The organism is Flagellimonas chongwuensis (assembly GCF_013376415.1).
Classification (GTDB): Bacteria; Bacteroidota; Bacteroidia; order Flavobacteriales; family Flavobacteriaceae; genus Flagellimonas; species Flagellimonas chongwuensis.
In genome coordinates, this window is record NZ_WYET01000001.1 from 400,945 (window position 1) to 413,946 (window position 13,002).

Consider the following 13,002-nt stretch of genomic DNA (forward strand, 5'->3'; position numbering starts at 1 on the left):
CCCTATGTTCTCTTTTTTCTGATAATTTTTGCTGGGTTTCCATAAGCAATAGTGTCCTTAGGTATGTTTTTTGTCACTACTGAGTTTGCCCCAATTATAGAGTTGTCTCCTATCTCTATCTCTCCAAAAACAACGGAACCTGCCCCTATATAAACATCATTTCCAATAATTGGAACCTTTTTATCGCCTAGGTTTCTTCCTATCGTTACGTTTTGGCCAATTGTACAGTTTTCGCCGATTACTGCATCTTTATGAATTACTATACCGAGCCCTAAATAGCCAAGTTTAGTGTTTTTCCCAATTTTAGCTGATGACGGTATAAAAGTTGCAAACAGCATCCTATTGGCCCATGTTATTACTTTAGCGGGAAACCGCATTTTATTCGTATGTAACCAATGTCCAAAGCGATATAATAATATAGGAGGTCTTTCCATTCTCACTAAAAAATGTTAATGGCACATCCTTTTTTTGGTGCCAATCAAATACACTAAAAAGAAAATATAGAATATATAATCTTTAAAAAGTTCATTAAAGTTATTTGCAATCAAAATATATCCTGCCAAATAAGCAAATATTAGAGTGTAGAAGGCCTTATATTCTCCAAAAGAAGATTTACTTTTAGTAAAAGTAAAAAACAGCCATATAAGGATTAGGGAGTATACTACTAATGGTAAGAGCCCAAGCTCCGCTCCCACCCATAGGTAACCATTGTGCGTTGTAATGCCATGCCTTCTTTCAAAATTGCCTAAGCCTGTACCCATAATAGGGCTTGCTCTTATGTCTTCATATGCCAAGGTATATGTCTCGATCCTTTCGCTACCTTCCTCTATCTGCGATGTTGTCCTTTCGATATACTTCTCTTTTATGTTAGACAATATATCTGTAGTGTAGCTCAATACCGCAATTGAAATAGCTACGACTACTAAAGTCCTTATCGAAAACTTTAGAACTTTAATAATGTTAAAAGTTAGCAACTTTGGAAAAATAGCAATAAAGAGCAAGAACAATATGTTCTGTCGTGAATTTGCAACAAAAAGCATTATCAATAATAAAACTATTCCTGCAATCGAAATCAACCGGTTTCTCTTACTGGATTTCAAATAACCCAAAGCAAAACTCAATGAAATTGTGTTCAGCGTTACCAATCCATAGAAATATCGGCTCGTCCCTCCAGGAAGGTTGTCATTGAAGAAATGTTTTAATTTACTGATTCGCAAACTACTATCAAAAAAATTAAAATCCGCTTGAAGATATAGTATAAAAAAAGTGAGGAAAACCATAACGTTCCCAAAAATCCACAAGAGTCTAATCAGTTCCTTAAATTGAATTTTGGCGTTTGTAATTATTAAACTAAAAAGACCTATTGTTAAAAAAATCAAGCAAAGAGATATAAAAGGCTTTATATCTATCCTGCTCCCACTAAAAATATGAACTGTACTGTTTAGAATAGACCATAAAAGAATAAATACAAAGAAAAATAGAAGAGGAAGATGTGCTTTGTTGATCCTAATTGGTTTTTTTTCCAAGAGAAGTCCAGCAAATAAAAATAGAAGAACAGCCAATGAGATACGTGTTGTAGTTATAAAACTAAACAGTATTTGAGCTTCAAAACATAGCAAAGCAATAACAATAGAGACGCCCACTGTATAAAACCTGCTTCTATTCACCATTTTGAAGATATTTTTTTAATTTCAAAGCTGTTCTGTCCCAAGAATTCTTTCTTAAGAAAGAATCATATGAGTATTTCGTATTGTTTACCTTTTCAATTATTTGCGACAAGTTTTTATAATCTTTGTTTACCACCTCACCTAAATTATACGCTATTACAATTTCGGCGGAAAAGGTATCTTCAATAGCCATAATCGGGACGTTGGCTTTAGCTGCGGTATAATAACTCAAAGGTACCGATAAATCTGTATTCGACTTGAACACAAAGGAAATCTCCCTAATATCCAATTCTTCATGTTTAATGAACCCATCTACAAAAAAAATATTTTTGCTTTCGGTATAATAAGAAAAAATCTCAGGGTGCTTTTCCCTAAGATATCCTGATATTGGACCCCCTACTATTAATTTCAAATCTATTCCCTGATCCTTTGCATTCTGTAATAATTTTGGGATTTCTAAAAAATGAATGGTTTTATAATTAATAGAACCTATGCACAATCCAAAAATTGTTCTGTCAGACTTATTTTCAGTTATAAAATCGTTAATTTCTTTTATACGATCATAATCTTTATTTTTAATTTCAAAAGTGCCGAAGGATATATTATCAACTTTTGCTTTTGGAAAAGCTTTAATTGCATATGGAACAAGAATTTCATCCAAAACAAAAATTCTTTCAGAATAGCTTTGCAATAAATTCCTTCTTATTTTACTGAGATATGGATAGTACGAATCAGTTTCTTTATCCACATTGTGACAAATCCAATATATTGCGGTGCCATTTATTTTAGCCATTGCTATGGTAAGAGCTTCAGAGAAAAATCTTAGCAATGTTTTCCCTAAACTAGGGTAATCGTTAAGATACCTAAAGATTATCGCCTTTGGTTTATACTTAATACTGGATTTAATGTAAAATAAGCTCCATTTTATTGGGGAGCCGTGTAATGCCATAAGGTTAATTCCATGTGGCTGTAACGACCTAGACCACATTCTGGACTTTAAATCATCTTTTTGAATAAGGACATACATCAATACTTTAAATGATTTTGTTATACTTTTTTAATGGTCCTAGCAGGTATACCACCCCATATTTCATTGGACGGAATATCTTTTGTAACAACACTCCCTGCTGCTATTATAACATTGTCTCCTATGGTTACTCCTCCTAAAATGGTTACTCTTGCCCCAACATACACATTGTCCCCTATTACTACTTTACTAGAAGTGCTCTTTTGAAGGCAATAAGGGGTGTCATTATTTTCCAAACCATGTTCGGCCGTGTATATTATCAGTCCAGGACCAGATAGAAAATAATCACCAATAGTTATTCTGTTTGTTGCATTGATTATAGACGAAGGTCCAATTAAGCAATTATTTCCAACACTAATGTTATTATAGCCCACTATTTGGACTTTGCTTCTTATAAAAGATTTTGTGCCAAACCTTTTAAATAAGCTTTTCCATATAATCTGCCTTAAACCTTCAAACGGTTTGTAGAGAAAACGATGATTTGGAAAATTGGGCAATATGAGACTTATTCTGTTTAATACCAGAACCTTGATTGTGATTATCTTTTTTGTAATATTCATATAAAGTACATATTGATTAGGGTCATCACAACACAAATCAAGGCAATTAAAAAAACAGGGAGCCTTTTCTTTACCGGTAATTCAAGAATGTTAAATATGACGTTGGCATTAAAAGCCAAGGTTAAAATTGAAAGAATCCCATAGACGAGAAGTGCAATAAAAACATTTAGCTTAAAAACCATAATTGAAATAAAAAGGCTTAAAAGTTTAATTGCCGTCAAAACAAGGTGCTGTATAAATGATATATCTTGTCTATCCTTAATTTTTAATACATAGCTCATTGGATTCAATATCATTGAAAAAAAGATGAAAGGAGACAGTATAAAGATGTATTTATATAGGACCTCCCAACCCTTACCAAGCAAAATAGATATCAGAAAGGGTGAAGCATATGTGCCAACAATAAAAGGTATTGCAAGAAGTTTGGCAACTTTAAAAATATTTCTAGAGACAAAGCCGCCTATTTGTTTTCCTTTACTGAACATTTCACTTACTTCTTGATTATATACTTGAGTATATGACCCCACAAAAACTTGTGAAGGCGCTATCAATAGTCTTTCTGTTAAAGAATAATGTCCGGTTATAGTCGCCGAGAATCCCTTGCTCAGCAATAATACCACTCCATTTTTTGATAACATATAAATAAAAGAGGAGGGAACATCAAAAGCTGGGAACTTCCAATATTTCCGTAATAAAAAGTGTATTCTTCTCTTTTTTATTATAAAATCTCCCTTTTCAAAGGGGTTTAAAATAAATACAGCAATAATCGAACTTAAAACATTTCCCAAAAAAAGACCAATAACGCCATAATACAAACCCACTCCTATATTGAAGATTAATCCAGAAATGCTTTTAACAATTATACTTGCTGAGATTTTTCTATATTTTTTTAGCCTTGTAAACCAAACACTAAGGGTTTTGTATATTCCAAACCCAAAAACACTAATAGGTAATAAAAAAAGAAACTTATACAGTTCTTTGTTACCCAACAAGATTGCTATTTCTTCACCCACCAACAGCAGAACTCCCAGCAACAAGACACTAACCAAAAGGCAAGACAAAATTGAAATCTTAAGCAGTCCCAAAGCTGCGCTTTTATGTTTTGGAAGCAATATCGCCATTTCATATCGGCCCGTGGAAACTGTACCTATTATATTAACTAATGAAAAGTATATTGCAAATAGTCCAAAATCATCAGGGGTAAATATTCTGGTCAAAATAAACGTAGACAAGAATGGGATAGCTTGACCTATCAATGTTCCTCCCATTAATGTTGCAACATTTTTACTAAAATCTGATTTGAAAAAATGCTTGAACATTTACCCGAAGTATCGCTTTTAATACCTTAACCTACCGTGAAACTACTCCACAAAAATCTAAAATCAATTTATCCGGATTGATTTCCAAACTTTTAAACTCATCATGAGCCACCAAAAAAGCTATAATATCCGCTTTTTCTACAGCTTGCTTATACGCTGTAAGTTTAAAAACTTTGTGTTCGTTAATATTGGGCTCCACAATAAAATACTCTTCATCATTGGCGTCCTGCAAAACCTTTTGTGCAATATACTTTGCCGGAGACTCCCTAAGATCATCGATGTTAGGTTTAAATGCCAGTCCCATCAAAGCTATTTTAGGCTTTCTTCCGTTTTGCAACTGAAATTCCAATTTTGCATTCTTGATTTTTTCAGCGCACCAAAATGATTTATAATTATTGATTTCCCTTGCTTTCCCAATGATTTGGGACTCCATAGGATAATCCGAAACAATGAAATAAGGGTCCACCGCTATACAATGTCCCCCAACACCACAACCGGGTTGTAGAATATTTACTCTAGGGTGTTTGTTTGCAAGCTCTATCAACTCCCAAACATTAATGTCTGCTTTATCACATATCAAGGATAATTCATTGGCAAAGGCAATCTGTACATCTCTTGAAGAGTTTTCTACCAGCTTGCACATTTCAGCAGTACGCGCATTGGTCTTATGCAGACTTCCTTTGACATACTGCGCATAGAAGTTAACGGCCTTATCGGTGGATTCATCGTCGATTCCCCCGATTACCCTATCATTGTTGACCAGCTCATACATAACATTACCTGGTAATACTCTTTCAGGACAGTATGCAATGTAAATCTTGCCTTCGAGCTCTGGCCTTTCACTATATATGTAATCGCGCATCTTTTCCGTAGTTCCTACCGGTGAAGTTGACTCAATTATATATAAATCCCCCGCCTTTAAGAAAGGTAAGACAGACTTGGTCGCAGCTTGGACAAAGGATATATCCGGTTCATTCTTTCCTTTGAACGGCGTCGGTACCACAATTAAAAAAGTGTCCGCAGGAACCGGCAGTGTCCCAGCTTTCAAAAACCCAGAAGCAACTGCTTTAGAAACTGCTACATCCAACTCTGGTTCCACAATGTGGATTTTTCCAGCATTTATAGTATCAACCACTTCCTGGTTAATGTCTACTCCGAATACTTTTGTTTCTTTCTGAGCCACCAATGCTGCTGTAGGAAGACCTATATAACCTAATCCTACCATTACGACCGAAGGGTTGTTCATTTTTGCTTTCTTATATGTTCTACAATTTTTTTGCTTGCCATGCCATCGCCATAAGGGTTGTGCAGCTTGGTCATCTCATCATAAGCATTTTTATCTTCTAAAAGTTTAGATGCTTTTGAGACAATTAAATCCTTGTTGGTCCCAACCAAAAGAACAGTTCCAGCATCGACCGCCTCTGGCCTTTCGGTTGTATCCCTCATTACCAAAACGGGTTTCCCCAAACTTGGCGCTTCTTCTTGTACACCTCCACTGTCTGTTATAATTATATGGGATTTATTCATTAACCAAACGAAAGAGGGATAAGATAAAGGAGATATCAATTCTATGTTGGGAATATCACCAAGTATTTTATAAACAGGCTCTTGAACCTTTGGGTTAAGGTGAACGGGGTAAACTATTTGAATATCCGAATACTTTGTGGAAAGTTCTTTAAGCGCTTCACAAATGTCCAAAAAACCTTTCCCGTGATTTTCCCTGCGGTGACCTGTTACCAAAACAAGCTTTTTACTAGGATCTAAAATTTGGGACAGCATACTTATTTCCGGGTGGTCATATGTTTGGGCATTGACCTTGGAGACACTTAAATGTAGTGCATCAATCACAGTGTTTCCCGTTACAAGAATTGATTTGGGGGGCTTGTTTTCTTTTAAAAGATTTTCTTTGGACGTTTGGGTAGGTGCAAAATGTATGTCGCTTACAACCCCTGTAACACATCTGTTCATTTCTTCTGGAAAGGGTGATTTTTTATTGAAGGTCCTCAATCCTGCTTCAACATGACACACCTTGGATCCAGAATAAAAAGCTGCGATACTTGTGGCCATTGTAGTTGTTGTATCTCCATGAACATATACGTAATCTGGTTCAAAATCCTCCAACACTACCTTAAGGTTCTGTATAATGTCTGCCGTTAAACCATAAAGGTTTTGATTGGGTTTCATAAGATTAAGGTCGTAATCCGGTTCTATCTCAAAAAAAGAAAGAACTTGATCTAACATTTCCCGATGCTGGGCAGTAATACAAACTTTAGTGTCAAATTCATCAGAATGTTTCTCAAACTCCTTCACCAATGGGGCCATTTTAATGGCTTCGGGTCTCGTTCCAAAAACTATCAAATTCCTTTTTTTTCCCAATTCAAAGATTTTTTACTTAACTATCTATTTCCTTTAGTGCGTTAAAGATGACAATGCCTCTTCTCTCTCAGCTCAGAACCGTAATAGAGCATTTTTATCTCTTTCTGAAAGCAACAGGTCTTTTGGGTCTATTTGCCAATCAATCATTAAATGTTCGTCATCATATCTAATTCCTCCCTCAGCATTTTTATGATAATAATTATCGCACTTATAAAATACATTTGCGAATTCACTCAATGTCAAAAACCCATGGGCAAATCCACGTGGCACAAATAACTGCTTCTTGTTACCACTACTTAACTCTATAGATAAATGTTCGCCAAAGGTAGGGGAATCTTTACGCAAATCGACCACTACGTCCTGAATTCTACCCTCCAATACCGAAACTAGCTTCGCTTGGGCATGCTCTCTCTTTTGATAATGCAATCCGCGCAACACTCCTTTTTTAGAGAAAGATTGATTGTCCTGCACAAAGTTTATTTCTTTACCTATCGCCTCACAAAACTCTTTGTGATTAAAACACTCAAAAAAATACCCCCGTTCATCCTCAAAAATCTGAGGTTCTATTATAAAGCATCCTTTCAGTTTTGTCTCTGTCGCTTTTATCATGCTTCCTTGTTCAATATGCCCAGCAATCTTTTACCATAACCACTTTTCATTAAGGGTTCAGCCAAATCTTTCAACTGATTTTCATCGATATAACCCATTTCATAGGCTGCCACTTCAATAGACCCTGTTATCAATCCTTGGCGCTCTTCTATAACCTCCACAAATTGTGACGCTTGCATTAAAGCTTGAAATGTACCGGTATCTAGCCACGCCGTACCCCTATCCATTATACCTACGCTGAGCATGCCTCTTTTTAAATACGCTTTGTTGACATCGGTAATCTCCAATTCTCCTCTACTGCTGGGCAGTATGCCTTTGGCAATAGAAATCACTTCATTATCATAAAAATAAATCCCCGGCACAACATAATTGGATTTGGGGTTTCTGGGCTTCTCTTCTATACTGATAGCTTTTCCTTCCCCATCAAACTCTACTACACCGTATCGCTGAGGGTCGTTTACTCTGTAGGCGTATATAATTCCTCCTTCTGGATCGCTATTTTCCTGTAATAGTTTGGACAAACCTGCTCCGTAAAAAATATTGTCTCCCAAAATGAGAGCCACCTTATCTGAGCCAATAAAATCTTCTCCTATGATAAACGCCTCAGCCAATCCGTTTGGGGATTCTTGAACTGCATAAGAAAAGGAGCATCCGTACTTTTTTCCGTCTCCCAAGAGTTCCTTAAACAGCGGAAGGTCTTTTGGGGTGGAAATAATCAATATTTCTTTGATTCCTGCATACATCAAAGTAGAAAGAGGATAGTAAATCATCGGCTTGTCGTAAATGGGCATCAGCTGCTTGCTTACCGAAAGGGTAAGTGGATGCAGTCTGCTTCCTGTTCCTCCTGCCAAAATGATTCCCTTCATTGTGTTTGATATTGCTTTTTATAATATTCCAAATAGTCCCCTGAGGTAACATGCCCCAGCCATTCTTGGTTTTCAAAATACCAATCGATGGTCTTTTCGAGCCCTTCTTCAAAGGTGACCGAGGGTTTCCACCCCAATTCTTTGTTTATTTTGGATGCATCAATGGCATACCTTAAATCATGTCCTGGGCGGTCTTTTACAAAGGTTATCAGTTTTTCTGAAGTTCCCTCTTTTCTTCCAAGTTTTATATCCATTAATCGGCATAGCAAATGGGTCAATTCTATATTCTTCCATTCATTGAACCCGCCAATGTTATATGTTTCTCCTTTTCTTCCTTTATGAAATACCAAATCGATGGCTTCGGCATGATCCTTTACATATAGCCAATCCCGTGTATAGTCTCCATCACCATAAACGGGCAATGGTTTGTTTTTTATGATATTGTTGATGAACAGGGGAATCAATTTCTCGGGGAATTGATTGGGGCCGTAATTATTGGAGCAATTCGAGATTATGTAAGGCAAACCATAGGTCTCACCATAGGCCCTAACAAAATGGTCGGAACTTGCCTTGGATGCCGAATAAGGCGAGTTGGGGTCGTATGCCGTACTTTCGTTGAACAAACCTTCCTGCCCCAAACTCCCAAAAACCTCATCGGTACTGATATGGTAAAATAAAAAACCAGTGTTGTTCTTGGCCAACTGTAATGAGGCGTTCAATAAGTTGACTGTGCCCAAAACATTGGTCCGGACAAAGGATACCGGGTCAGATATGGATCGATCCACATGGGATTCCGCGGCCAGATGAATAACCCCATCAAAATTAAATTGGGAGAAAAAATCGTTTACAAAACCTGCATCAGTAATATCACCCTTAACGAAGGTATAGTTTGGGGCTTCCTCTATATCTTTCAGATTCTCCAAGTTTCCTGCATAGGTAAGGGCATCTAGGTTAAAAACTTGGTAATCTTTATGTTGGGTCAACAAACGCCTAACAAGATGAGAGCCGATAAAGCCGGCTCCTCCCGTAATCAGAATTTTTTTTGGACTATTTTTTTTATCCATGCAATCCTATTTATAAGCCTTTATGACCTTGCGTTTGGATTATAAGAGAACACTGTTGTTTGGCCTCTTTGCTAATGTACGATAATTCGAATCCAAAACAAGATTGACCTTATCCGTTAGCCCGCTCTCTTTCAATATTTGTTCCGCAAAATCGTGCCATGTCATGGGCTTCCCGTCAGTAAAATGATACGTCCCAAAAGGCTTTTCTTCCAATACGATTTCGTTCAAAATAAATTTGGCCAATGACTCTGCGTTAGTAGGGCACCCTGTTTGGGCATCGGTAACATACAAATCCTCTCCTGCTAGTGCCTTGTTTAAAATTGTACGGTAGAAATTATGTCCATATTTTTTACTGTACAACCAAGATGTGCGAATTATATAATGGTTGGGTTGAATCTGTTGAATAAATTTTTCTCCTGCCAACTTGGACTTTCCGTATACATTAATGGGATTGGTTTTATCTTCCACGGTGTAGCCACTGTCCTTTTTGCCATCGAAAACATAATCAGTGGATATATGAATCAAAGTAGTATGATGCTTTTTGCAAACTTCTGCCAGATTTTTGACTCCTTTTGCGTTGACTTGATACGCTAAATCAGGAGATTTTTCTGCCTGTTCAACATTCGTATAGGCAGCACAATTGATACAGAAATCATAATGTTCGTTCTCAAAAGTGTCCTGCAGTTGGTCTCCATCTGCTATATCCAGCTCTTTGGATTTCTTAAAATCAAAGGAAATAAAATCCAGACCTGACACAACCTCAGCAAAAGTTTTTCCGAGTTGACCATCAGACCCTGTGACAACCACCTTAACCATACAAGAATTCTAAACTTCAATTTCTGAAGCTTTCCTATTGAGGTACTTCAGGAAAGACAACAAAAAGAATATCCCAAGGAACAATAAGGGTAGAACAATTATCTTCTTTCCAAAAAAGGGCTTTTTTACCTGATGTGGGTTTCCAAAATTGACAATAGTTATGGGAGCTGTCATTTGTTTAAGTTCAACTTTTCTTTCTTCAATATCTTCTATCAACCCTGTTTTTAAGCTTATTAACCCTGTAATATTGAGTTTCTCTTCATTTTGCAAAATCAGTTTTCCCGTTTCCAGAGGTGTGTTCTGCTTATTTAGGTTTTTTGAATAACTCTTGATAATCGTATCTATCTGAGCTATCAACACCTCACTTTTTTCGATTCTTTCTTTTGAATTTTCCTTTTGCACCGATAACAGTTCCATGAAATAACCGTTAGAATTGATATAGCTCATAAGCTTTTCGGCTAGTTCCTCTCCTCTAGTGTTATTGTAAGTGAACGAAATTCTATGGTTGAGTTCCGTTTTCTTTAGCAATTCTTCCCTGATTACATCCGCAATCAAATCCGTATTTTGGAATTTTTGAAGTATTTCCAAATACTCCAATTGCTTATCATTATTCTCTGTCTCCTCTTTCTTTACCGGAGCAATCGAAATTTTAAACCCATTTAGGTCTTCCTCTGAAATGTCGAACCTATCTAAAAAGGTTTGGTTCTTGTCTTTTATGTTGGACTCAATTTCAGAAACTACATCATACAAATAATCCTTGCTTTCCAGATTAGGCCTTACGATAACATCAATCTGGACTTTCTCGGTCGTTATGAACTTTAACCCAAACCCTATGGCCACGCCCAAAACAACCAACCCAATTAGTATCAATGCGTTCTTTTTTAGATATAGAAAAAGGCATAAAAAAAGTATTCCTAACTTATTGAATCCATTTCGAATCATCTGGAACAATTGCCCCAAATCTATCTCGTCCGAGTTATTCTGATTTACTGGTTGGTCTGCCATACCTATGAATTGAATATTTGTTTTAAAATTCTGTCCGTTATCAAATATGTGGGCTTTACCCCGGTTGTTCCCAGTCCACCAGAAGCCAACGTGCTTCCGGTTTCCAAAGGATTATCCGATGCGTAGTAAGCGTATCTTACCTTGACATCTTTTTTTATGCTCATTCGTATCTGGGATGCCGATTGTATCGCTTTTTGATAGTGCACCCCCTCCATTTCCAATCCTATGACGTTCCATGTCGATTCATTGAAAAACTGGAGAATGTCCCTATTTTGAAGCGATGTCCCCAATACGGTAACCATGGTTCCTTCCATCACCTTTAATCCATGCCCTTCAAAATCGGAACCCTTGAGTTCGTTGTTGAAGGGATAATTATCCGCCGTGCCCTCGAAAATATGGGCGGAAGGAATCATCAAATCTCCCTTGCCTCCTTCCAAGATACCCGCCTTTCCCATAATGGAGACCGAATCGACATTAAGAAAAACTTTTTCCTTCCCATCTTCCATCGGTTTCAAAAGTTCGTCTATGGTCTCGTAGGCCTGCTCGCCAAAGGCGTAATCCATCACAAATATAACTGGTTTATCCTCTTGGGCAACATCTGCAGGGAGTTGATAGCAGCAGCTTTTGTCTCCAAATTTAGCGGTATCAAAAATCTGGACATCGATGTTGGCCCCGGACTCGTCCTTTAAGGTTATCATCCCATTTTTCTGGGCCAAATCCCTGACTTTCTTGTTGAGCGATTTGTTTTTGTCGGAGCCCAAAGCTTCATAAACATCCAAAGATTCATTGTCGGGAAATTCCTCCATCAATGCTTTTTTGGCAAAAAGGGAATTCATAACACTGTGCATATTGGCACTGATAATATGCAGGGGCCTCTCCATTAAGTTGTACTCCTTGAGAGTCGCCTTAATTTTATCGGCCCACTTTTCCCCATGGATATGGTGGCCCAAACGTTCTCTCAACAACGGACTGAAAGTGATGGTCCTTTTATTGCCCGTGGTCTCTTCTTCTATCGCCAATTTGCCGAGCCAATAAATCACATTCAAGAAACGGTCGGGATTCTCGGGGGTCCTGAGCTTGTTTTCAATATCAACGACCTCATCAAAAGTCCTACCCAAAATATTGGCACAATGAATCAAGGCAACTTCCCTTTCTTCATTGTTCTTTTCCTCGGAGAGTACAAATTCGCTCAGCTTGTCCCAGTCCCGTATGGTCGAAGTACCGTCATCCACCAAGACCCGTTTGGAGATTTTACCGGACTCTACGAACAAAAAGGTAAGGTGGGTAAGTATATCATAAATATCGCTCCTTCCCCGTGTGATTTCAATGTTCATCTGCTCATCATCAATGCGGTAGCAGTTTCTTCTTCTTTTTGGGGGCACAATGGGCCTTAGGTGCGATTTACCAAAACCTTCATCGGATGTTAGATTGATGAAACGGCACTCCTCTATTCCTTGCGGCAAGCGTTCCAATACATAGATCAATCCGTTCAATTCGGCCTTGTCTTCCGCAATAGTCCCATAAATTTCCGGGCGAAGCAGTAAAAGTGCGGTACGTAGCGCATTACCGGAAACCCCCGAAGGCTTGTAAAACCCCCTATTGAGCAAATGGCGCATGGTAATGTACAAGCGTTCAATTGCATTAGTGGACTCCTGTGCCCTGGTCGTTTGTTTAACTTCTGTTGCCATCATAT

The 13,002-nt window shown here is 37.6% G+C and carries 13 protein-coding genes; all 13 read right to left on the reverse strand.

What is annotated here, in order from left to right; translation table 11 throughout:
• Positions 1-2 precede the first annotated feature (2 nt).
• Complete coding sequence (locus GUA46_RS01795) at positions 3-377, reverse strand: serine O-acetyltransferase (protein ID WP_218109494.1); 375 nt, start codon at positions 375-377, stop codon at positions 3-5.
• Between the two features lie 72 nt (positions 378-449).
• Positions 450-1,670: an O-antigen ligase family protein gene (locus GUA46_RS01800; RefSeq protein ID WP_176619053.1), complete on the reverse strand. Its 1,221-nt coding sequence runs from the start codon at positions 1,668-1,670 to the stop codon at positions 450-452.
• Positions 1,660-2,616 (reverse strand): glycosyltransferase, encoded by a 957-nt coding sequence (locus GUA46_RS01805; protein ID WP_176619054.1) that lies wholly within the window; start codon positions 2,614-2,616, stop codon positions 1,660-1,662. The genes GUA46_RS01800 and GUA46_RS01805 overlap by 11 nt, the downstream gene beginning before the upstream one ends.
• 98 nt (positions 2,617-2,714) lie before the next feature.
• The gene (locus GUA46_RS01810) at positions 2,715-3,254 is read right to left on the reverse strand and encodes an acyltransferase (protein WP_176619055.1); all 540 of its coding nucleotides are present in this window, start codon (positions 3,252-3,254) and stop codon (positions 2,715-2,717) included.
• Positions 3,251-4,573, reverse strand: coding sequence for a lipopolysaccharide biosynthesis protein (locus tag GUA46_RS01815; RefSeq protein WP_176619056.1), 1,323 nt, complete (start codon positions 4,571-4,573; stop codon positions 3,251-3,253). Before GUA46_RS01815 ends, GUA46_RS01810 begins: the two co-directional genes overlap by 4 nt.
• A gap of 31 nt (positions 4,574-4,604) precedes the next feature.
• Positions 4,605-5,819, reverse strand: a complete 1,215-nt coding sequence (gene wecC / locus GUA46_RS01820; RefSeq protein ID WP_176619057.1) for a UDP-N-acetyl-D-mannosamine dehydrogenase — start codon at positions 5,817-5,819, stop codon at positions 4,605-4,607.
• Positions 5,816-6,949, reverse strand: a complete 1,134-nt coding sequence (gene wecB / locus GUA46_RS01825) for a non-hydrolyzing UDP-N-acetylglucosamine 2-epimerase (RefSeq protein WP_176619058.1) — start codon at positions 6,947-6,949, stop codon at positions 5,816-5,818. Before wecB ends, wecC begins: the two co-directional genes overlap by 4 nt.
• Positions 6,950-7,021: 72 nt before the next feature.
• A complete protein-coding gene (gene rfbC, locus GUA46_RS01830; RefSeq protein ID WP_218109495.1) occupies positions 7,022-7,558 on the reverse strand; it encodes a dTDP-4-dehydrorhamnose 3,5-epimerase in 537 nt (178 codons plus the stop codon).
• On the reverse strand, positions 7,555-8,424 hold the full coding sequence (gene rfbA / locus GUA46_RS01835) for a glucose-1-phosphate thymidylyltransferase RfbA (protein ID WP_176619059.1): 870 nt from the start codon (positions 8,422-8,424) through the stop codon (positions 7,555-7,557). The genes rfbC and rfbA overlap by 4 nt, the downstream gene beginning before the upstream one ends.
• A complete protein-coding gene (gene rfbB, locus GUA46_RS01840; RefSeq protein WP_176619060.1) occupies positions 8,421-9,488 on the reverse strand; it encodes a dTDP-glucose 4,6-dehydratase in 1,068 nt (355 codons plus the stop codon). The genes rfbA and rfbB overlap by 4 nt, the downstream gene beginning before the upstream one ends.
• A gap of 39 nt (positions 9,489-9,527) precedes the next feature.
• Entirely contained in the window at positions 9,528-10,304 is a 777-nt protein-coding gene (rfbD, locus tag GUA46_RS01845) for a dTDP-4-dehydrorhamnose reductase (protein ID WP_176619061.1), read from the reverse strand.
• A gap of 9 nt (positions 10,305-10,313) precedes the next feature.
• Positions 10,314-11,309 carry a hypothetical protein gene (locus tag GUA46_RS01850; protein WP_176619062.1) on the reverse strand — a complete coding sequence of 332 codons (996 nt, stop codon included), beginning with the start codon at positions 11,307-11,309 and terminating at the stop codon, positions 10,314-10,316.
• Between the two features lie 2 nt (positions 11,310-11,311).
• Positions 11,312-13,000, reverse strand: coding sequence for a DUF6909 family protein (locus GUA46_RS01855; protein WP_176619063.1), 1,689 nt, complete (start codon positions 12,998-13,000; stop codon positions 11,312-11,314).
• Positions 13,001-13,002: the final 2 nt, after the last annotated feature.

Coding starts and splice junctions, on each gene's coding strand:
- rfbD (WP_176619061.1), bottom strand. CDS start 10,304: ATGGTTAAGGTGGTTGTCACAGGGTCTGATGGTCAACTCGGAAAAACT.
- GUA46_RS01805 (WP_176619054.1), bottom strand. CDS start 2,616: ATGGCATTACACGGCTCCCCAATAAAATGGAGCTTATTTTACATTAAA.
- GUA46_RS01810 (WP_176619055.1), bottom strand. CDS start 3,254: ATGAATATTACAAAAAAGATAATCACAATCAAGGTTCTGGTATTAAAC.
- rfbB (WP_176619060.1), bottom strand. CDS start 9,488: ATGGATAAAAAAAATAGTCCAAAAAAAATTCTGATTACGGGAGGAGCC.
- GUA46_RS01815 (WP_176619056.1), bottom strand. CDS start 4,573: ATGTTCAAGCATTTTTTCAAATCAGATTTTAGTAAAAATGTTGCAACA.
- GUA46_RS01795 (WP_218109494.1), bottom strand. CDS start 377: ATGCGGTTTCCCGCTAAAGTAATAACATGGGCCAATAGGATGCTGTTT.
- rfbA (WP_176619059.1), bottom strand. CDS start 8,424: ATGAAGGGAATCATTTTGGCAGGAGGAACAGGAAGCAGACTGCATCCA.
- GUA46_RS01850 (WP_176619062.1), bottom strand. CDS start 11,309: ATGGCAGACCAACCAGTAAATCAGAATAACTCGGACGAGATAGATTTG.
- wecC (WP_176619057.1), bottom strand. CDS start 5,819: ATGAACAACCCTTCGGTCGTAATGGTAGGATTAGGTTATATAGGTCTT.
- rfbC (WP_218109495.1), bottom strand. CDS start 7,558: ATGATAAAAGCGACAGAGACAAAACTGAAAGGATGCTTTATAATAGAA.
- GUA46_RS01855 (WP_176619063.1), bottom strand. CDS start 13,000: ATGATGGCAACAGAAGTTAAACAAACGACCAGGGCACAGGAGTCCACT.
- GUA46_RS01800 (WP_176619053.1), bottom strand. CDS start 1,670: ATGGTGAATAGAAGCAGGTTTTATACAGTGGGCGTCTCTATTGTTATT.